13 protein-coding genes and 1 pseudogene are annotated in these 20,008 nt (G+C 73.1%); 7 read left to right on the top strand and 7 right to left on the bottom strand.

Going from position 1 to position 20,008, the window contains the following annotated elements; translation table 11 throughout:
- Window positions 1–35 precede the first annotated feature (35 nt).
- A complete protein-coding gene (locus SVTN_RS35235) occupies window positions 36–1,454 on the bottom strand; it encodes a polysaccharide lyase 6 family protein (protein WP_041132723.1) in 1,419 nt (472 codons plus the stop codon).
- A gap of 554 nt (window positions 1,455–2,008) precedes the next feature.
- Between SVTN_RS35235 and SVTN_RS35230 the strand changes: the two genes are divergently transcribed.
- Window positions 2,009–5,770, top strand: a complete 3,762-nt coding sequence (locus SVTN_RS35230; protein WP_052499481.1) for a choice-of-anchor D domain-containing protein — start codon at window positions 2,009–2,011, stop codon at window positions 5,768–5,770.
- A gap of 61 nt (window positions 5,771–5,831) precedes the next feature.
- Window positions 5,832–7,169, top strand: coding sequence for a hypothetical protein (locus tag SVTN_RS35225; RefSeq protein WP_041134576.1), 1,338 nt, complete (start codon window positions 5,832–5,834; stop codon window positions 7,167–7,169).
- A 39-nt stretch (window positions 7,170–7,208) separates the two neighbouring features.
- Here the strand turns inward: SVTN_RS35225 and surE are convergent, their stop codons facing one another.
- From surE to SVTN_RS35205, 4 genes are all read right to left on the bottom strand, one after another.
- Window positions 7,209–8,285 (bottom strand): 5'/3'-nucleotidase SurE, encoded by a 1,077-nt coding sequence (gene surE, locus SVTN_RS35220; protein WP_052499479.1) that lies wholly within the window; start codon window positions 8,283–8,285, stop codon window positions 7,209–7,211.
- Window positions 8,286–8,407: 122 nt separating this feature from the next.
- Entirely contained in the window at window positions 8,408–9,697 is a 1,290-nt protein-coding gene (locus SVTN_RS35215; RefSeq protein ID WP_041132722.1) for an MFS transporter, read from the bottom strand.
- A 90-nt stretch (window positions 9,698–9,787) separates the two neighbouring features.
- Window positions 9,788–11,179 (bottom strand): NAD(P)/FAD-dependent oxidoreductase, encoded by a 1,392-nt coding sequence (locus SVTN_RS35210; protein ID WP_041132721.1) that lies wholly within the window; start codon window positions 11,177–11,179, stop codon window positions 9,788–9,790.
- A gap of 139 nt (window positions 11,180–11,318) precedes the next feature.
- Complete coding sequence (locus SVTN_RS35205) at window positions 11,319–12,176, bottom strand: PaaX family transcriptional regulator (protein WP_041132720.1); 858 nt, start codon at window positions 12,174–12,176, stop codon at window positions 11,319–11,321.
- Between the two features lie 156 nt (window positions 12,177–12,332).
- Here SVTN_RS35205 and SVTN_RS35200 point away from each other — a divergent pair, with 156 nt between their 5' ends.
- Genes SVTN_RS35200 through SVTN_RS35185 form a run of 4 tightly spaced genes read left to right on the top strand, consistent with a single transcriptional unit; the run spans window position 12,333 to window position 16,152 of the window.
- Window positions 12,333–13,244: an SDR family NAD(P)-dependent oxidoreductase gene (locus SVTN_RS35200; RefSeq protein WP_041132719.1), complete on the top strand. Its 912-nt coding sequence runs from the start codon at window positions 12,333–12,335 to the stop codon at window positions 13,242–13,244.
- Between the two features lie 23 nt (window positions 13,245–13,267).
- The gene (locus SVTN_RS35195) at window positions 13,268–14,137 is read left to right on the top strand and encodes an amidohydrolase family protein (protein WP_041134574.1); all 870 of its coding nucleotides are present in this window, start codon (window positions 13,268–13,270) and stop codon (window positions 14,135–14,137) included.
- Window positions 14,138–14,147: 10 nt separating this feature from the next.
- Window positions 14,148–15,668: an acyl-CoA synthetase gene (locus tag SVTN_RS35190; RefSeq protein ID WP_041132718.1), complete on the top strand. Its 1,521-nt coding sequence runs from the start codon at window positions 14,148–14,150 to the stop codon at window positions 15,666–15,668.
- 28 nt (window positions 15,669–15,696) lie between these two features.
- Window positions 15,697–16,152 (top strand): MaoC family dehydratase, encoded by a 456-nt coding sequence (locus SVTN_RS35185; protein ID WP_041132717.1) that lies wholly within the window; start codon window positions 15,697–15,699, stop codon window positions 16,150–16,152.
- A 69-nt stretch (window positions 16,153–16,221) separates the two neighbouring features.
- Here the strand turns inward: SVTN_RS35185 and SVTN_RS35180 are convergent, their stop codons facing one another.
- Together SVTN_RS35180 and SVTN_RS35175 are read right to left on the bottom strand one after the other, a co-directional pair.
- Window positions 16,222–17,409, bottom strand: coding sequence for a 4-hydroxybenzoate 3-monooxygenase (locus tag SVTN_RS35180; protein ID WP_041132716.1), 1,188 nt, complete (start codon window positions 17,407–17,409; stop codon window positions 16,222–16,224).
- 48 nt (window positions 17,410–17,457) lie between these two features.
- A pseudogene (locus SVTN_RS35175) lies at window positions 17,458–18,054 on the bottom strand (CoA transferase subunit A); the annotation flags it as partial.
- 191 nt (window positions 18,055–18,245) lie between these two features.
- On the opposite strand from SVTN_RS35175, the gene SVTN_RS35170 reads away from it, so the two are divergent.
- On the top strand, window positions 18,246–19,952 hold the full coding sequence (locus SVTN_RS35170) for an IclR family transcriptional regulator domain-containing protein (RefSeq protein ID WP_041132715.1): 1,707 nt from the start codon (window positions 18,246–18,248) through the stop codon (window positions 19,950–19,952).
- The last annotated feature ends 56 nt before the right edge of the window (window positions 19,953–20,008 follow it).

The raw sequence follows: 20,008 nt of genomic DNA, 5'->3' as shown, positions 1-20,008 counted from the left end.
GATCATGATCGGGGTGATCATACGGGCAGGTGGGGTCAGGAGGCGTTCGGGCCCACGTCCGTGGGGGTGAGGGGGCGGCGGACCGGGGCCAGGGTCGAGTACTCGTCGGCGCCGATGTCGCGGGCGGTGCCCCGGGCGTGGCCGTCGATGTCCTCGGGGACCGAGAGGGTGGTGAGCGTCGCCGCGCCGATCGCGGGGCTGCCGGCCGCGAGCCGGTGGACACCGTCGGAGGACGGCACCAGACGGGGATCGACGCGGGTGTAGCCCGCGTTGGGGAGGGTGCCGTCGGAGGCCGCGCCCCAGAGGATGTTGCCCTGCCAGATGAAGCCGGTGTTCGCGCCCAGCGCGACCAGGCTGCCGCTGTCCCCGACGATGAGGTTGTCGGCGACGACCACGTCGCGGGGCTCGTACGTGCGGGTCTCGCCCGAGAGGGAACTCTTGTTGGCGCGCAGGGTGTTGTGCACGATCACCGCGCGGTCGCAGGCGTCGTTGCCGCGCCGCTCCTCGGTGGTCTCGCCCTCGTGGTGGTCGCGCGTGGTGCCGCTGCCGATCACGAGGGCCCGGCCGGTGAGGCCGGCGAGGTGGTTGTTGACGACCAGGTGGTCGTTGCCGTACAGGCGGATGCCCTCCTTGCCGCCGAGCAGCCAGTTGCCCTCGACGGTGGAGTGGTTGCCGTGGCGCAGCACGATGCCGCCCTGGCTGTCGCGGAGCGTGTTGTACCGGATGGTGTTGCCGGAGGACTTCACCGAGATGGCCTCGGGGTCTCCGTCGCACCGCTCGAACAGGTTGTACTCCACGATCGCGTCGGCCGTGGACAGCGCCCGGCTGCTGACGCCGAGCCGGATCGACTCGCCGCCGTTGGTGCCCGCGTACGCGTGGCCGGAGAAGTGGTTCTTGAAGACGTGGAGGCGCTGGGCGACGGCGGTCGTGCCGGGTCCGTCGACGACGAGGAAGATGCCCTGCGTGGTCCGGTCGTGGAAGTGGTTCCGGTCGACCTTGGCGTCGTCGCCCTCCACGAGGACCCAGTCGAGGCCGTCGACGTCCGCGAAGCGGATGTCGTTACGGGTCAGGCGGATGCCCGTGGTGCCGGCGGGGATCTCCAGGGTGCCGCTCTGGCGGAGCGCGAAGCCGCTGATGGTGATGGCGCTCGCGCCGTCGAGGACGAAGCTGCGCGGGCCCTGGAGGACGGCGCCGCCGCGGGTCTGCGAGACGATCGTGATGCCGCTGCGCCCCGAGACGTCGATCGCGCCGCCCGAGGGGACGGTGTAGGTGCCGTCGGCGACGACGATCCGGTCGCCGGGCACCGCGCGGTCGATCGCGCTCTGCAGCGCGCTCAGCGAGGTGACCGGTGCCGGCTCGGCCGCCGAGGCGCCGGTGGCGAGCAGGGTGTCGAGCGGGACGGCGGCGGCCGCCGCGCCGAGCAGCGAGCCCTTGAGGAAGGTACGTCGTCGCATGATGCCTCCTGGTGGTGAGGGGAGTTGGTCGTCCTGTGTCCTGTGACCAGGGGGCGTGGAGCGCCGGGACGCCGGGATTCCGCGGCGGCCCCGGCCCGTCGGGGCCCGGGGTGGGCCCCCACGGCCCGCCCCGGGTCCCGACCGGTCAGGGCCGGCGCGGACGCTGCCTTCCCGGCGGCGTCGACGCGTCCTGACGGATGCCGCCCCCACGACGGCGCCCGTCAGGACGACGGCCGCCCCCGGCGCCCGCCTCGGTCCTGCTCGTTCCGGTCTGCTGTCCGGAACGCGTCGACGGGCGTGCCGGGCGGGCGGTCACCCCTCCCTGGCCTGCCGACCCGCACCACCCTGCCCTGCGCCACTCACGTCTCGCTCACGTTCCACTAACGCCCGAGGCGGGACGGACCTGCGCGAACCGCCCACGGGCCACCCGCCAATCGGGTACATCTGAAAGCCACAACCGGCCGACGGGGCGTTCGCGCGCGGCGGCCGGTTCACGATGAGGCCGGCGGAGCGCCCCGGTCTTCGTCCTCGTGGGTTCACCTGAAGGGGGAGACATGGCCGGCCGACGCAGGGCGATCGCCCGATTCCTGACGATGTTGCTGACGGCGGGCGTACTGGGCGGGACGGCCGGCGGGACCGCCGTCCCCGCCCCTGTTCCGGCCCCCACCCCTCCCTCCGCGGCCGTCGCCCCGGCCCTCCCCTTCGCCTCCGCCGCCGACCAGACGACGATCTCCCAGGACAACCTGCGCACCGGCTGGGACCGGGACGAGCCGGGTCTCGCCCCCGACCAGGTGTCCAGTTCGGACTTCGGGCAGCAGTTCTCCACCACCGTCGACGGCCAGGTCTACGCCCAGCCGCTGGTCGTGGGCAGCACCCTGGTCGCGGCCACCGAGAACAACAAGGCGTACGGGATCGACGCGGCCACCGGCGCCGTCAACTGGACGAAGAGCTTCGGCGCCCCCTGGCCCGCCTCCGCCATCACCTGCGGCGACCTGGTGCCGAACATCGGGGTCACCTCGACGCCGGTGTACGACCCGGCGAGCAACGCCGTGTACCTGACCGCGAAGGTGAACGACGGCCCGGACGTCCAGCACCCCAACTGGTACGTGCACGCCCTCGATCCGGCGACGGGCGCCGAGCGCACGGGCTGGCCGGTGAAGGTGGCGGGCGCGCCGGTGAACGATCCGGGCCGGGCGTTCAACCCGTACACCGCCGGTCAGCGGCCCGGGCTGCTGCTGATGGGCGGTTCGGTGTACGCGGCGTTCGCCTCGCACTGCGACCGGGGGCCGTACGTCGGCTACGTCATGGGCGTGAGCACCTCGACGCGGAAGACGACGCTGTGGGCCACCGAGGACTCCTCCGCGAACGGCATGGCGGGGATCTGGATGAGCGGGGGCGGTCTGGTCTCGGACGGTCCTGGCCGGATCCTGTTCTCGACGGGCAACGGGGTCTCCCCCGCGCCGGGTCCCGGGAACCGGCCGCCGGGCCAGCTCGCGGAGTCGGTGGTGCGGCTCGGGGTGAACAGCGACGGCACGATGTCGGCGCAGGACTTCTTCAGCCCCTCCGACGCGTCGGTGCTCGACCTGAACGACACGGACCTGGGCTCGGGCGGCCCGGTCGCCCTCCCGGAGCCGACCTTCGGGACCAGCCGGTATCCGCGGCTCCTCGTCCAGATCGGCAAGGACGGGCGGCTGTTCCTGCTCAACCGCGACGATCTCGGCGGCCGGAGCCAGGGCCCCGGCGGCACCGACAAGGTGCTCGGCACCTTCGGTCCGTACGAGGGCGTCTGGGGGCATCCCGCGGTGTACGGCGGGCAGGGCGGTTACGTGTACACCATCGGCTCCCGCGGGCCGCTGCGGGCGTTCGCGTACGGGCTCAGCGGCTCGGGCGTGCCGGTCCTCGCCAACACGGGCAGCAGCACCCAGTCGTTCGGCTACACCTCGGGGTCGCCGGTGGTGACGTCGACGGGGACGAACGCGGGTTCGGGTCTGGTGTGGGCGGTCGCGTCGGACGGGGCGAACGGCGCCAACGGGCAGCTGCGCGCGTACGACGCGGTGCCCGTGAACGGGGCGCTGCGGCTGCGCTGGTCGGCGCCGATCGGCACGGCCTCGAAGTTCTCGGTCCCTGCCACGAACGGCGGGCGGGTCTACGTGGGGACGCGGGACGGGCACGTGATGGCCTTCGGCCGTCCCGCCAACGCGGCGCTCACGGGTGGGCCGGTGGACGCCGGCCAGGTCGCGGTGGGCTCGACGGGGACCGTGACGGCCACCGTCACGGCGACCCGGGACGTGACGATCACAGGGGTGAGCACACCGGCGGGCAGTGCGTTCTCGGCGTCCTCCACGGGGCTGCCCCGGACGCTGCGGGCCGGTGAGACCCACACCGCGCAGGTGTCGTTCTCGCCGACCGCGCCCGGTCCCGACACCTCGTCCCTGACCTTCGCCACCGACCTGGGCGACAGCTCCCTCGGCCTCACCGGGTACGGGACCCGGCCCGGCCTCGTCGCGTCCCCGGCCGCGCTCGACTTCGGGACGGTCCCCACGACGTCGCGGAAGACGCTCGGCGTGACGTTCACCAACACGGGGACGGCCGACGAGACGATCTCCTCGGTCTCCCTGCCCGGCAGCCCGTTCACCGCCTCCGACCCGCCGGCCGCCGGCACGGTCGTCCCGCCGAGGCAGTCCGTCACCGTGCAGGTGGCGTACGCGCCGACGGCCGCGGGACAGAACACGGGGACGCTCGCCGTCACCGGGACGAATGGCACGGTGTCCGTCGCCCTGAGCGGCACCGCCGTGACCGGCCGGGCGCAGCTCACCCTCACGCCCACCTCGACGGACTTCGGACAGGTGAGGGTCGGCGAGTCCGTGACGAAGACCTTCGACATCAGCAACACCGGCAACATCCCCCTCACCATCACCAAGGCGAAGGCTCCGGCAGCCCCCTTCCAGGTCACCAATCCGATCAGTGAGGGCCAGGTCCTCGGCCCGGAGGACGTCGTCCACCAGGCCATCACCTTCTCCCCCACGTCCATCGGTGCGGTGACGGCCGCGTACGAGCTGACCGCCGACGACGGGACCGGCTCCCACAGCGAGGCGCTGACCGGGTCCGGCACCGCCGGGACCACGGTCACCGTCCCCACGCCCGGCGCGGGCGGCTGGAAGCTGAACGGTGCCACGCGGATCTCCGGCAACGACCTCCAGCTGACGCAGGCGAGCACCTCCCAGCGGGGCTCCGCGGTCTGGCCGGTGCCGGTGCTGACGGACGGTCTGAAGGCCTCGTTCACCACGGTGATCGGCGGCGGCACCGGCGGCGACGGCCTCACGTTCTCGCTCCTCGACCCGGCGAGGACCACGCCTTCCGCGCTCGGCGGCGTCGGCGGCGGCCTCGGGTACGCCGGCCTCCCGGGCGTGGCGGTCGCCTTCGACACGTACAAGAACCCGAGCGACCCGTCCGCCAACTACGTCGGCATCGCCACCGGGGGCACCACATCGGGCCTCACCTACGCGTCGACGACGACGAACGTGCCGAACCTGCGGTCGGGGACCCACGCGGTGTCCGTCACGGTCACCGGCAAGACCGTCACGGTCTCCGTGGACGGCACGCAGCGGCTGCGGACCACCGTCGCCTCGCTCCCCCCGACCGCCCTGCTCGCCTTCACCGGCGGAACGGGCGGCGTGACCGACATCCACGCCGTACGGGGCGCGTCGATCACCGCCTCCTCGTACGCCGTGCCGCCGCCGGGCCCCAACGGCTGGAAGTACAACGGCAGCGCCGCCCTGTCGGGCACCAGCCTCGTCCTGACCCCGGCCGAGGCGTACCTGAAGGGCTCGGCGCTCCAGGCCATCGCCGTCCCCTCCGCCCGCCTGCGGGCCCGCTTCACGGCCACCCTCTCGGGCGGCACCGGCGGTGACGGAATGGCGCTGCTGCTCCTCGACTCGACCCGTGCGACGACCGCCTCCCTCGGCGACGGGGGCGGCGGGCTCGGCTTCGGCGGTCTGCCCGGGGTGGCGGTCACCCTGGACACCCACCGCAACGCCGGTGACCCGTCGTCGAACTTCGTGGGCGTCGCCACCGGCGGCTCGGCCTCCACCCTCCGGTACGCGGCCACCTCGACGGCCGTCCCCGCGCTGCGTACCGGCAGCCATGTGATCGACGTCAACAGGACCGCCGCAGGACGCCTCATCGTCCTGGTCGACGGCGTCCAGGTCATCGACGTGGCGGTGGCGCTGCCCGGCAACGTCCTGGTCGGATTCTCCGGCGCCACCGGCGGATTGACGGATCGTCACGCGGTCACGGGAGTGCGGATCGGTTACTGAGGTACCCTGCTCGCCGCTCGGAGCACGTACCCGATCTCCTCGGAAGAAGCGAGTGGTGGCGATGACCGAACTGAGCCGGACATACGTGGACGCGTGCCTGCGCGGGGACGGCGGGCTCGCGACGGCCGTCGCGCGGGCCGAGCTGCCTCCGGCCTTCGAGGAGGCCTGGCGCCCGCACCTGCTGCCCCGGCCCTGGTTCGTACGGGCCTCGGAGACGGCCGCGTTCGCCCGCGACCTGGAGGGCCTTTTCGACCTCCTCCTGTCGCTGCCGGAGCGGCTCTTCGACGGGGACGTAGAGCGGTACGCGGCGGAGATCGGGCTCGAACCGGCGCTCACGGCGCTGCTCCGCCGGGCCGGGTCGGGCGTCCCCGCCAAACTGGGCCGCGCCGACGCGTACCACGACGGCACCGGGTTCAAGCTCCTGGAGTTCAACCTCGGCAGCGAGGTCGGCGGCCTCGACATGGACGTCTTCGACCAGGCGCTGCTGCGGGTCCCCGAGTTCGCCGGCTTCGCGCGCGAGCACGGCCTCGGCCATGTGGACATCGCCGCGCGGATGGCCGCCGTCCTGCGCGACCGGGCCCGCCCCGCCCTGTCCGGCTCCACGGAACCGGTGATCGGTCTGATCGAGGGGCGCGGCGGTGTCGGCCCGTACGGACGGCTGATGCGCGCCACCCAGGAGGCGATGGCCGAGCAGGGCCTCGATCTGAGGATCGGCGAGATCGGCGACGTACGCGCGCGTGCCGACGGAAAACTCACCCTGGACGGCACCCCGCTCGACCTCGTGCTCCGGAACTTCGCGGCGAGCCAGCTGCTCGACGACCCGGAGGGCCCGGGGGTGGCGGAGCCGTTCTTCCGCGCCCACGAGGCGGGCAGGACCGTGCTGTTCACGTCGCTCGAGAGCGGCCTCTACTCCCACAAGAGCGCCCTCGCCCTCCTCTCCGACCCGCGCCGGGCCGACGCCTTCGACGCCGCCGAGCGGGCCCTGGTCGAGCGGGTCCTGCCGTGGAGCCGGGCACTGCGCGCCTCCGGGCCCACCGGGCTCATCGGGCTCTGCCGGGAGCGGCGGGAGCGGCTCATCCTCAAGCCCGGGGCCGGATACGGCGGCCTGGACACCTTCGTCGGCTGGGAGTGCACCGACGCCGAGTGGGCCAAGGCCCTGGACCTCGCGGTCGAGCGCGGCGGCTACGTGGCGCAGGAACGGGTCGTGCCGCGCCCCGAGCCCGTGTACGACCCGGTGACCGGGACCGTGGACGACTGGATCGCGGCCCTGGGCTTCTTCCTCACCGACGAGGGCTACGCGGGCGCGCACGCGCGCGTGAACCGAGCCGACGGAGGCGCGATCGTCGGGATGAGCAGCAACCCGGACACCCGCATGGTCGGGGTGTTCACCCACCCGTGAGGGCCGGCGCGGCGGGAGGGACTCCCGGCTCCTGAGGGGTCAGTTCCGGGGGGCGTCGTGTTCGACGTACTGGCGGATCCTGCGCAGCGTCTCGGGGTGCGGTTCCTTCACGCCGTAGGTGCGGTCGGCGGTCACCGGTGCCACGGCGATCCGGCCGTCGCGGAACAGGGCGGTGGAGTCGGCGTCCTCCACGGTCTCGGTGCACGGATCGCCCGGCGTCTCCTCGCAGAGGCCGAGGCCGATCGCGAAGGAGTCCTCGCCGGTCTGCTCGTAGGCGTGCCAGACGACCTGCCCGTGGCCGACGCGCGTCCAGACCGGGGCCCCGGCCCGCCGGCCGGCGCTGACGTCGGGGTAGTCGACCTTGAGGGCGAACTCGGGGGTGAGCAGGCCGCGTTGCCTGAGCCCCGCGACGAAGCGGGCGCCGAACTCGGCGTTGGCGCGGTAGTTGACCCGGGGGAAGGTCGTGTTCGTCTCGTCGCCGGAGGAGGAGAAGGCGATCGCGGGGACGTTCTGGTCGATGGCGGCCACGGCGGCGCCCACCGTCCCGGAGTCGTTGACCTGGGCGGAGACGTTGGGTCCCGAGTTGATGCCGGTGAGGACCAGGTCGGGGGCCTCGGACCAGCCCGCCTTGGCCTTCAGGCCCGCGCGGAGGGCGAGTTTGACGGTGTCGGCGGGGGTGGCGGACGGGGAGTCCTTGGTGCAGGGGCCGTCGGCGAGGCAGACGCCGTAGACCGGGCCTCCGGAGGGGGCCTGGGCGCAGTCGTCCTCGTAGCCGGCGGGCAGGGCGGTGCGGCGCTGGGCGGTGAGGACGCCGCCGTTGGTGACGGCGGTGCCCTTGCCGGACTGGACCTGCCAGGGCGCCATGACGACGACGTCGGCGCCGGCGGCGCACATCGCGCGGCGGAGCTCGTACAGGCCGAGACCGTCGGAGTTGCTCGCCTTCGCCGCCTGCATCGAGTCGTCGTTGGAGATCAGGATCCGCATCCCGGCGAGCGGACGGTGGCCGGTGGTGCTGCCGGGCGTGGTGGCGTACGCGGTGACTCCCGCGGCGGCGAGCAGTACGGCCCCTGCGGACGCGAGTGCGAGTCTTCGCGTGGTCGGCTTCATCTGCGACATGGGCGTGATCCCTTCGGTGGGGAGGGTGCCGGGCGGCGCTCCGTCAGGTCGCGCCGCCCGGCGTCGCGGCTCCGGGAGGGCCGCGAGTCGGGGGGAGGTGGATCCGGTGGGTCCTCGCGGGCTCAGCGGACCGACTTGATCGGGATGACCGCCGCGGCCCCGGCCAGGGTGATGAGGGCGGCCGTGAGGTAGAGACCGTCGTAGCCGATCGCGCCGACGAGCATCGAGGCCAGGAACGGGGCGAGGATCTGCGGGCCGGCGTTGGCGATGTTGAGGACGCCCATGTCGCGGGCCGCGTCGTCGGCGCTGGGCAGGACCAGGGTGACGAGTGCGGTGTCCACGGCCATGTAGCAGCCGAAGGCGAGGCCCATGACGACCGTGAAGACCAGCATGCCGGTCCAGTCGGGCTTGACGACCGGGACGAGCATCGCGATGCCGCACAGGGCGCAGGAGAGGGCGACCAGGGGCTTGCGGCGGCCCATGCGGTCGGAGAGCAGGCCGCCGAGGACGGTGGCGAGCAGGGTGACGCCGGCGTCGATCGGGGCGATGAAGGCGACGGCCTCCTCGGGGTCGAGTCCCTCGGGGAGGGCGATGTGGTCCTGGAGGATGTACATCTGGAAGAGGGAGACGGAGAAGAAGCCGAGCATCATCAGGAAGCGGCCGATGAAGACCCAGCGGAAGTCGGCCGACTTCATGGTGTCCGCGAAGGCGGCCAACTGCTTGCGCAGCGACACCGGTTCGCCTGCCGGTCGCTTGCGTTCGCGGACGACGGCGGTGAAGAGGACGGCCGCGCCGGCGATCACCGCGCCGAACACGAGGTAACCGAGGGCGATGTCGGAGGGGACGAACAGGGCGGCGGTGGAGATGCCGACGGCGGAGCCGATGGGGGTGCCGATGCCGACCATCGCGGAGGCCAGGCCCCGGCGTTCGACGGGGACGCGGTCGGGGACGACGGCGGTGAGGGCGGCCTGGTAGATGTTCATCGTCGCCTGGACGAGGCACCAGCCGATGGTGACGAGGAGGACCGTCCGGGCGGCGCCCAGGAGCGCGAGGGCGCCGAGGGCCGCCAGACCGCCGCACAGGATCCAGGGGTTGCGCCGTCCGGAGCGGTCGGAGAGCAGACCCGCCAGCGGGTTGAACAGGGTCGCGAAGATCGCGGCGACGCCGGAGACGAGACCGAAGTTGGCGACCTTGTTCGCCGGGTCGAGCAGTTCGACCTGGACCGGCAGGAGGACCGCGCCGATGCCCATGTAGAGCATGTACATGGTGGCGTTGGCCACCGTGAGCATGGGCATCAGGCGCCACAGGGCGCCTCGGTCGGCGGCCGGGGCGGGGGTCGGGCCGGCGGCCGGGGCGGTGGCCTGCGGCTCCGACTCCGCCGGGGGCGCCGGCCGGACTCCGGATGCGTTCATGTCGTTCTCCTCGGCCGCGGCCCCCGGGAGGTGGGGCGTGCGACGGGTCATGCGTGAGCGGGCGGGTGGTGCGAAGTGGTGCGGTGCGGGTCAGCTGTCGAAGCCGAGGCCGAAGCGGTCGAGGGTCCGCAGCCAGAGGTTGCGGCGTCCCTCGTTCAGGTCGGCGCGCGCCATGGACCACTTGGTGATGTTGATGCCGATGGAGCGGACGGGCTCGGGCGGGAAGGGCAGCGGCTTGCGGCGTACGAGTTCCAGGCGGGTGCGCTCGGTCGACTCGCCCGCGAGCAGGTCGAGCATCACGTCGGCGCCGAAGCGCGTGGCGCCGACGCCGAGACCGGTGTAGCCGGCGGCGTAGGCGACCTTGCCGTGGTGACTCGTGTCAATGAATACGCAGAAGCGGGTACTGGTGTCAATGGCCCCGCCCCAGGCGTGACTGAACCGAACTCCTTCCAACTGCGGGAACGTCGTGAAGAAATGCCCGGCGAGCTTCGCGTACGTCTCGGGCCGGCGGTCGTGCTCGGCGCGGACCGGACCGCCGTGGTGGACGGCGTCGTAACCGCCCCAGAGGATGCGGTCGTCGGCGGAGAGCCGCACGTAGTGGAACTGGTTGGCGCAGTCCGCGAAGCCCTGGCGGTGCTTCCAGCCGACGGAGGCGAGCTGCTCCTCGGTGAGCGGCTCGGTCATCAGCGCGTAGTCGTACACGGGAACGGTGTACGGGCGGTGGCGCCGGAGCAGGGACGGGTAGGCGTTGGTGGCGAGCGCGACGCGGCGGGCGGTGATCCGGCCGTAGGGGGTGCCGACGGAGACGACGGCGCCGTGTTCGGCGAGCGAGGTCGCGGGGGTGTGTTCGTGGATGCGGACGCCGAGGTCGAGGCAGGCCTGCTTGAGCCCCCAGGCGAGGCGGGCCGGGTTGACCATGGCGACGTCGTCCCGGTTCCAGAGGCCGCCGAGGAAGGTGGGCGAGTCGATCTCGGCGCGGACGGCTTCGGCGTCGAGGAGGAGGGGCTTGCCTCCGTAGCGGGCGGCCGCCTCGGCCTCCTCGGCGAGGCCGTCGAGCTGGTAGCGCTCGGTGGCGACGACGAGGGAACCGGTGCGCTCCCAGTCGCAGTCGATGCCGTGGCGCTCGATCGCGTCCTCGATGGCCTGGAGGTTCTCGCGGCCGAGGCGTTCGAGGAGGCCGATCTCCTCGGGCCAGCGCCGGAGGCCGTTCGCCAGGCCGTGGGTGAGGCTGGACTCGCAGAATCCGCCGTTGCGGCCGGAGGCGGCGCCGCCGACCTCGTCGGCCTCGACGAGCACCACGTCGGTGGAGGGGTCGCGTTCCTTGGCGATCAGGGCGGTCCACAGGCCGGTGTAGCCGCCGCCGACCACGAGGAGGTCGCAGGTGGTGCCGCCGACGAGGGCGGGGGCGGGCTGCGGCCGGCGGGGGTCGTCGAGCCAGAAGGGGGTGGGCGCGGCGTCCCGGAGCGAGCTGAGGTGGTCCATGGGGATTCCTTCGCGGTCGCGGAGACGCCCGGGCGCGGGGAGTCTCCGAAGTGCCGCCATGAGACTCCGCCGCGTACGACAAGGTCAATGGTGTTGACGTAAGGGCCGAGGGACGCCCGCTTCCACGGCGCGGATCCGGCTACGCCTCCGGTTCCCAGCGGTCGAGGATCTCCTCCGCGATCCGCCGGGCCCCCGGCTCGAAGCCGGCGGAGAGCTCGCGGAAGAGCGTCTCGGCGGCCTCGGCGGGCCAGTCGGCAGGGAGGTGCTCGGCGGGCAGGTGCGGGTCGCGGCGGACCAGGTCGAGCCAGTCGGTGTGGAGCAGGAGCAGCCGGCCCAGGTCGTCGCGCGCCTCGGCGGGGGCGGCGCCGGCGCCCCAGCGGGCCAGGAAGGCGCGGTAGCCGTCGGCGATCGCGTCGACGTCGAAGGCGGTACGGAGCAGGGGGCCGGCCTCGGTGGGTGCGGCGGCCTCGCCGTGGAAGGCCCTGATACGGTCCGCGAGCCCGAGCTCGGCCGCGATGGGGGCGACGTCGACCCGGCCGGGGGCCACCCAGAGGCCGTTCTGGAGCGGGCCGAAGCCCGCCCAGACGAGGCGTGAGCGCAGGTCGTGGCGTTCCCGGCGCCAGGATTCGGGCAGCGAGAAGCCGACCAGGGTCCATGTGCCGTCCCAGGCGCGGTTGACGGCGCCGGTGCGGTGGATCCGCTCCTCGCCGTCGGCGAGGACCTCCGCGGCGCGGGGCGTGAGCGAGAAGTACATCCGGCGGCCGCGCCGGTGCCGTTCGAGCAGTCCGCGGGCGACCATGCGGGTCAGCGTGGAGCGGACGGCGTCCTCGCCGACGTCCACGCGCGCGAAGGCGTCGATCACGCTCGCCGAGGACAGGGCGGTGCCGGTGCCGAGGACGTGGATGCCGAAGAAGGTCAGCATCAGGGACTGGGGGCGGGGCGGAGAGCCGGGCTCGGTGGGGGGTCCGGTCTCGGCGGTCGGGGCGGGCTGCGTCACGGGGACAGCGTAGGGCGGGTTCGGGGAACCCACCCCCAACATTCGGCAATTCATTGACGGCCGACACGAGAATGCCTAACTTGTTCGCTCGACGGTGTGTGATCGGTCGCGATTCCCCGCGCCCCGCACCGCGTTCACGGGAAAGGACCCCCGTTCATGACTCATGTGGATCTCTCCGGAAAGGTCGCCGTCGTCACCGGCAGCGGCCGCGGACTCGGCCTCGCCTACGCCCGCTCGCTCGCCGCCGCCGGCGCCTCGGTGGTGATCAACGACGTGGATGCCGAGGCCGCCGCCGAGGCCGTGCGCCTGATCACCGCCGACGGCGGGCAGGCCGTCGCCGAGGTGGTGCCCGTCGGCTCCACCGAGGCCGCCGAGGCCCTCGTCGCCCGCGCCGTCGACGCGTACGGCCGGCTCGACGTCATGGTCACCAACGCCGGCGTCCTGCGGGACCGGGTGCTGTGGAAGATGACGGACGAGGACTTCGACACCGTCGTCGAGGTGCACCTGCGCGGCACCTTCACCTGCGTCCGCGCCGCCGTCGAGCGGATGCGCGCCCAGGGCGAGGGCGGCAGGATCGTCGTCGCCGGCTCCCCCGCCGGGCAGCGCGGCAACTTCGGGCAGACCAACTACGCCGCCGCCAAGGCCGGGATCGCCGCCATGGTCCGCACCTGGGGCATGGAGCTGGCGAAGGCCGGCATCACCGCGAACGCCGTCATCCCGGTCGCCGCGACCGCGATGACGAAGACGATCCCCGTCTTCGCCCCGCACGTCGAGGCCCTGGAGCGGGACGGCGTCGCGTTCCCCGACAGCCTGCGCAAGGGCGAGGGCTTCGGCACGCCCGAGGACGTCGCGGGCCTGGTGACCTTCCTCGCCTCCGACGCCTCCGCCGGGGTGACCGGCCAGTGCGTCGGCATCGGCGGCGACAAGCTCTCCCTGTGGTCGCACCCGCAGGAGGTGTCGGTGGCGTACGCCGACGGGGGCTGGAGCGCCGAGGCGATCGCGGCCGCCTGGCCGGTGACCGTCGGGCGCACCCCCGAGACCTTCGGCATCCCGGCGCCGCAGCTGTGAGCGGCGACGGCCCGGTGTCCCCGATGGACGTGGACGCGCTCGTCGCGATCGACATGCACACCCACGCCGAGGTGTCGGAGAAGGGCGGGGCCTCGCTCTCCGCCGAGCTCGACGCCGCCGCGGGCGCGTACTTCAAGGCGGAGCACCGCCACCCGACGCTGCCGGAGATCGCCACGTACTACCGCGAGCGGCGGATGGCCTGCGTGGTGTTCACGGTGGACGCGGAGTCGGCGACCGGCACCCCGCCCGTGCCGAACGAGGAGATCGCCGAGGCGGCGCTGAAGAACCCGGACGTGATCATCCCGTTCGCCGGCGTCGATCCGTACAAGGGGAAGGCGGCGGCCCGTCAGGTCCGGCGGCTCGTCGAGGAGTTCGGGGTCAAGGGCTTCAAGTTCCACCCGAACATCCAGGCCTTCCACCCCAACGACCGGATGGCCTACCCGCTGTACGAGGCGATCGAGGAGGCCGGTGCGATCGCGGTCTTCCACACCGGCCAGACGGGCATCGGCGCGGGCGCGCCCGGCGGCGGGGGCATCCGGCTGAAGTACTCGAACCCGATGGACGTGGACGACGTCGCCGCGGACTTCCCGGGGATGAGGATCGTCCTCGCGCACCCGTCCTTCCCCTGGCAGAACGAGGCGCTCGCGGTGGCCACCCACAAGCCGCAGGTGTACATCGACCTGTCGGGCTGGTCGCCGAAGTACTTTCCGCCGCAGCTGGTCCGGTACGCCAACAGCCTCCTGAAGGACAAGGTGCTGTTCGGCTCCGACTTCCCGCTGCTCGCCCCGGACCGCTGGCTGGCCGACTTCGCGGAGCTCCCGATCAAGGACGAGGTCCGTCCGAAGATCCTCAAGGAGAACGCGGCCGCGCTGCTCGGTCTCACCGGACGCTGAGGGGTACCCCATGCGCAACCAGGGCATCGGCTCCTGGCCCGCCCGCCGCAACCGCAAGTCGCCCCGGCGCACCGCCCTCCTGCACGAGGGCCGGGCGATCGACTACGCCGAACTCCACGACCGCTGCACCCGGTTGGCCCACGCCCTGCGGGGCGCCGGGGTCGAGCGCGGCGACCGGGTGGCGTATCTCGGCCCCAACCACCCGGCGTACCTGGAGACGCTCTTCGCGACCGGGCTGCTCGGGGCGGTGTTCGTCCCGCTCAACACCCGGCTCGCCGTGCCGGAGTTGCTGCATCAGCTGACCGACTCGGGCAGCGGCGTCCTGGTGCACGCCGGGCAACCGGCCGAGCGGATGGAGGAGCTGGCGGCGGGATCCGCCGTCGTCACCCTCCTCGCCGTGGACGGCGGTCCCGGGGCCTCGTACGAGGAGCTGCTCGCGGCCGCGCCGGCGGAACCGGTCGACGAGGAGGTGGGGCACGAGGACGTCTGCCTCATCATGTACACCTCGGGCACCACGGGCCGCTCCAAGGGCGCCGTCCTCACCCACGGCAACATCGTCTGGAACAGTCTCAACGTCCTCGTCGACACCGACCTCGCCGGCGACGAGGTGGCCCTGGTCTCCGCGCCGCTCTTCCACACCGCCGCACTCAACATGAGCTGTCTGCCGACCCTGCTGAAGGGCGGCACGGTCCTCCTGGAGTCCTCCTTCGACCCGGACCGCACCCTGCGGCTGGTCGAACGGCACCGGGTGACCTGCATGTTCGGCGTGCCGACGATGTACGACGCGATGGCGGCGGCCCCCGGCTGGGCGGACGCGGACCTGACCAGTCTGCGCACCCTGCTCTGCGGCGGCGCCCCGGTGCCGAGCCGCACGGCCTCCGCCTATCTCGACCGGGACCTCGCCTTCGTCCAGGGGTACGGCATGACGGAGACCGCGCCGGGCGCCCTCATCCTGGACCGGGCGGACTCGCTCAGCCGGGCCGGTTCGGCGGGCGTCCCGCACTTCTTCACCGACGTACGGGTGCTGCTGCCGTCCGGCGAGGAGGCGGCGCCCGGCGAGAAGGGCGAGGTCGTCGTCGCGGGGCCGAACGTGACCCCGGGCTACTGGAACCTGCCGGAAGCGACCGCCGCGGCCTTCCGTGACGGGGGGCGCTTCCGGTCGGGCGACGTGGCCACCGTCGACGAGGACGGCTACGTACGGCTCGTCGACCGCCTCAAGGACATGATCATCTCGGGCGGCGAGAACATCTACCCCGCCGAGGTCGAGGACGCCCTGCTCGGACACCCGGACGTCGCCGAGGCGGCCGTCATCGGCGTGCCCGACGCCCGCTGGGGCGAGGTGGGGCGGGCGGTCGTCGTCACCCGCGCCGGGGCGACCGTCACCGAGGGGGAGCTGATCGCCCACCTGGAGGGCCGGCTCGCCCGCTACAAGATCCCGCGGAGCGTCGTCCTCGCTCCCGAACTCCCCCGCAACGCCGCCGGAAAGCTGCTCAAGGCCCCCATCCGGGCCCGCTACGGCACCGATGTCTGACCCCTTTCCGATTCAGAGGAGTACCACCATGGCTCTCACCGTCCACGGCATCGACGAGATCAAGGCCCGGGCCGGGGCCGACCTCGGCCACAGCTCCTGGGTGGAGATCGCCCAGGACCGCGTCGACACCTTCGCCGACGCCACCGACGACCACCAGTGGATCCACGTCGACGCCGAGCGCGCCGCCGCGGGCCCCTTCGGCGGCACCATCGCCCACGGCTACCTCACGCTCTCGCTGCTCATCCCGATGTGGAGCGAGCTGCTCCAGGTCGAGGGCGTGTCGATGGCCGTCAACTACGGCCTGAACAAGGTCCGTTTCCCCTCCCCCGTGCGCGTCGGCTCGAAGATCCGCACGCACGGCCGCGTGGTGTCCGTGGAGGACGTCAAGGGCGGGGTCGAGGTCGTCGTGGACCTGACCGTGGAGATCGACGGCGTCGCCAAGCCGGCGTGCGTCGCGCAGGCGGTGTACCGCTTCTTCGCCTGACCTGCCCGTACGCGGAAGGGGGCGGCTGCTTCGAGCAGCCGCCCCCTTCTTCGTACCTCGGACGCTTCGTCAGTTCGTCCTGAATCCCACGTAGTTCTCGGCGAGCGAGGCCGAGGCGGCCTCCGATCCGGCGAGGTAGCGCAGGTGCGAGAGGCGCAGTTCGCGGTCGAAGCCGGACTCGGCGGGGTCGGCGTGGAGCAGGGTGGTCATCGTGTACGAGAAGTGCTCGGCCCGCCAGATCCGGCGCAGCGCGGTCTCCGAGTAGGCGTCGATCGCCGCCTCGTCGCCCTGCGTGTGGTGGCGGGTGAGGGCCTGGGCGAGCAGGGTGACGTCGGCGATGGCGAGGTTGAGGCCCTTGGCGCCGGTGGGCGGCACGATGTGCGCGGCGTCGCCGGCGAGGAACAGGCGGCCGTGGCGCAGGGGTTCGGCGACGAAGCTGCGCATCGGGGTGATGCTCTTCTCGGTGATCGGGCCGCGCCGGAGGGTCCAGTCGCCGTCGACGGCGAAGCGGGTGTCCAGCTCGTCCCAGATCCGCTCGTCGGACCAGTTGTCGACGCTGTCGTCCGGGTCCACCTGGAGGTAGAGGCGGCTGACCTGCGGCGAGCGCATGCTGTGCAGGGCGAAGCCGCGCTCGTGGTGGGCGTAGATCAGCTCGTCGCAGGAGGGCGGGACGTCGGCGAGGATGCCGAGCCAGGAGAAGGGGTACGTCCGCTCGACGACGGTGAGGAGGTCCTCGGGGAGGGAGCGGCGGCCGATGCCGTGGAAGCCGTCGCAGGCGACGACGTACGCGCACTCCAGGGTCTCCTCGGCTCCCTCGTGGCGGTAGCGGATGGTGGGCCGGTCGGTGTCGGCGCCGTCCACGGAGAGGGCCTCGGCCTCGAAGAGGACGGTTCCGCCGTCCTTGAGGCGCAGTTCGACGAGGTCCTTCACGACCTCGGTCTGGGCGTACACCATGACGGAGCGGCCGCCGGTCAGCGACGGGAAGTCGATGCGGTGGGAGCGGCGGTCGAAGCGGAGCTCGATGCCGTGGTGCTCCAGGCCCTGGCGGTCCATCCGGGCGCCGGCGCCGGAGGCGCGCAGCACGTCGACGGTGTCCTGTTCGAGGATGCCGGCGCGCTGGCGGCGCTCGACGTACGCGCGGTCGCGCAGTTCGAGGACGACGCTGTCGATGCCCTGCCGGTGGAGCAGGTGGGAGAGGAGGAGGCCGGCGGGACCGGCGCCGATGATGCCGACGGTGGTGGTGCGGGCTGTGGACATGGAGGGCTCCGTGAAGGGTCAGGAAGCGGTCGCGTCTTCGGCGAGGACGCGCTGCGCGGTGGCGAAGACGAGGTTGCCGTGGCGGTCGCCGCGGGCCGCGCGGACGAGCGCGAAGTCGGTGGTGATGCCGTGTTCGAGGACGTGCGGGCGTCCGTCGTACTCGCGGGTCTCCTTGGGCGGGGAGGCGACGGCGACGGTGCCTCCCCCGGACTCCGTCCGGGAGGTGCCCCCGTCCGCGTACCGCCAGGGCAGTCCTCCGTCGGCGGCCTGGGTGCCGACGCCCGCGGGGGTGAAGAAGGCGGGGATGCCGCAGCCGCCAGCGCGGAGCCGTTCGGCCAGGGTGCCCTGGGGGGTGAGTTCGAGTTCGAGTTCGCCGCCGAGGTAGCGGCGGGCGAACTCCTTGTTGTCGCCGATGTAGGAGCCGGTGACGCGGCTGATCCGGCCGGCGGCGAGCAGGATGCCGAGGCCTCCGCCGTCGACGCCGCAGTTGTTGGAGACGACGGAGAGGTCTCCGGGGCCGTGGGCGTGCAGGGCGCGGATGAGCACGTCCGGTACGCCGCTCAGACCGAAGCCTCCGACGGCGAGTGAGGCGCCGTCCTCGATGTCCGCCACCGCTGCGGCGGCACTGGCGACCACTTTGTCCATGTAACGACCCGTTTCGCTGGGGATTCACTCTGGATTGACGCTGCGGGTGTTCGCCTGATGAACTTGCGTTCAGAATTTTGGCGGGGGTGAGTGTCCATCCACGCCACGGGCCGTGTCAACGGCGCGGGTACGGTTTCCCCGCGCTTCCGCCGCGCCCCCTCCACCCACCACCGCCCCGAGGAGTCCGGACGATGCCGCAGCCCACCGAGGCCCAGGGCGCACCCGACCCGGCCGACACGCCGGACACACCCGACGAGCTGGTCGGGCCGCTCGAACGCGGACTCGCCGTGCTCCGCGTCATGGCCGCGGGCCCCGAGGTCCGGCACCGGCCCGGCGACCTCGCCCGGACCACCGGGCTCGCCCGCTCCACGATCGACCGGGTCGCGACGACGCTCGTCCGCCTCGGCGTGCTGCGCACCGAGGGCCGCGACCTGCTGCTCGCACCCGGGGCCGCCGAACTCGGCAACGCCTACCTGGCCTCCTGCGGGCTGCCGGAACTCCTCGGCCCGCACGCCGTCGCCCTCGCCGACGCGCTGGACGAATCGGTGTCCTTGGCCGTCCCGGACGGCGACGGCGTCCGCTTCCTCGCCCAGGCCACCCGGCGCCGGGCGATGGCGATCTCCTTCCGGACCGGGGACCTGCTGCCGGCCGAACGGTGCGCTCCCGGCGCGCTGTTCGCCGCGCGGTGGGACGCGGCGGACCTCGAAGGGTGGCGGGCCCGGCGCGCGAAGGACCCCCTGGACACCGGCTTCCCGTCCGTACCGCCCCGCCCCGCGTCCCCTGCCGATGAGGTCGAGACGGAGTTCCTCGACCGGGTACGACAGGCCCGCGAGACCGGCCTCGCGGTGGACGACCAGCTGATCGAGCCGGGGCTGCTCGCCGTCACCCTGCCGGTCCGCGGCCCGGACGGCGCGGTGGTCTGCGCGGTCAGCGTCGTCAGCCACACGAGCCGGCACAGCGCCGCGACCCTCACGGAGACCGCCGTACCGCCGCTGCGCCGGGCGGTGGCGGCGATGGAGGAGGCGCTGGCGGCGGCGAGGGAGCAGGAGGAAGCGCCCGGCGGCGCACCGGCATCCGCGCCGACCGCTTCCGCGCCCGCGCTCAAAGAGGAGCTCGGCTCGGGGTTCCTCCAGTCGCTCGCGCGCGGTCTCGACGTCCTGCGCGCCTTCGGCTCGGTCCGGGGTCCCGTCCGGCTCTCCGAACTCGCCCGGCTGACCGGGCTCCCCCGCGCGACCGCCCGCCGGTCGCTGATCACCCTGCGCCATCTGGGATACGTACGGGAGGAGGCCGACGGGTTCCTCGTACTCCCCCGGGTCCTGGAACTCGGCTACGCCCGCCTCTCCGGTCTGAGCCTGCCCGAGATCGCCACCCCGCACCTCGTCGCGCTCGTGCTGCGCGTCCACGAGTCCGCGTCCGTCGCCGTCCTCGACGGGGACGACATCCGGTACGTCGCCCGGGTCGCCAGCACCCGCATCATGCACATCGACATCACCGTCGGCACCCGACTGCCCGCGTACGCGACCTCCATGGGCCGCGTCCTGCTCGCGGCCCTGCCCGAGGCGGAGCGGGCCGCACGGCTCGGGCGGATCACGCCGGAGGCACTCACCCCGCACACGGTGACGACCCGCGAGGGACTCGACGAGACGGTGACGGCGACCGCCGCGCGCGGATACGGGTGGGTGGAACAGGAACTGGAGGAGGGTCTGCGCTCACTGGCGGTGGCGGTCACGGACGGCGCGGGGCGGGTGGTCGCGGCGGTCAACGTGGCCCTGCACGCGGGCCGGGCGACACCGGAGGAGAGCCTCGCGGCGCTGCTGCCGCCGCTGCGCGAGACGGCGGCACTGATCAGCGCGGACCTGGCGGCCGTGGGCCGCTTCTCCCCCGTCACGACGGGCTGAGCCGCCCCGTTGTGGGCCGGCGCCCCGCCGTTGTGGGCAATCGTTCCGCTGGGGCA

The organism is Streptomyces vietnamensis (genome assembly GCF_000830005.1).
Classification (GTDB): Bacteria; Actinomycetota; Actinomycetes; order Streptomycetales; family Streptomycetaceae; genus Streptomyces; species Streptomyces vietnamensis.
The sequence above is the reverse complement of the archived record's forward strand: the minus strand, read 5'-3'. Positions and strand labels throughout refer to the sequence as shown.

Excerpts from the sequence above, each read along its gene's own strand:
- SVTN_RS35235 (WP_041132723.1), bottom strand. The coding sequence starts at position 1,454 with ATGCGACGACGTACCTTCCTCAAGGGCTCGCTGCTCGGCGCGGCGGCC.
- SVTN_RS35230 (WP_052499481.1), top strand. The coding sequence starts at position 2,009 with ATGGCCGGCCGACGCAGGGCGATCGCCCGATTCCTGACGATGTTGCTG.
- SVTN_RS35225 (WP_041134576.1), top strand. The coding sequence starts at position 5,832 with ATGACCGAACTGAGCCGGACATACGTGGACGCGTGCCTGCGCGGGGAC.
- surE (WP_052499479.1), bottom strand. The coding sequence starts at position 8,285 with ATGTCGCAGATGAAGCCGACCACGCGAAGACTCGCACTCGCGTCCGCA.
- SVTN_RS35215 (WP_041132722.1), bottom strand. The coding sequence starts at position 9,697 with ATGAACGCATCCGGAGTCCGGCCGGCGCCCCCGGCGGAGTCGGAGCCG.
- SVTN_RS35210 (WP_041132721.1), bottom strand. The coding sequence starts at position 11,179 with ATGGACCACCTCAGCTCGCTCCGGGACGCCGCGCCCACCCCCTTCTGG.
- SVTN_RS35200 (WP_041132719.1), top strand. The coding sequence starts at position 12,333 with ATGACTCATGTGGATCTCTCCGGAAAGGTCGCCGTCGTCACCGGCAGC.
- SVTN_RS35195 (WP_041134574.1), top strand. The coding sequence starts at position 13,268 with ATGGACGTGGACGCGCTCGTCGCGATCGACATGCACACCCACGCCGAG.
- SVTN_RS35190 (WP_041132718.1), top strand. The coding sequence starts at position 14,148 with ATGCGCAACCAGGGCATCGGCTCCTGGCCCGCCCGCCGCAACCGCAAG.
- SVTN_RS35185 (WP_041132717.1), top strand. The coding sequence starts at position 15,697 with ATGGCTCTCACCGTCCACGGCATCGACGAGATCAAGGCCCGGGCCGGG.
- SVTN_RS35180 (WP_041132716.1), bottom strand. The coding sequence starts at position 17,409 with ATGTCCACAGCCCGCACCACCACCGTCGGCATCATCGGCGCCGGTCCC.
- SVTN_RS35170 (WP_041132715.1), top strand. The coding sequence starts at position 18,246 with ATGCCGCAGCCCACCGAGGCCCAGGGCGCACCCGACCCGGCCGACACG.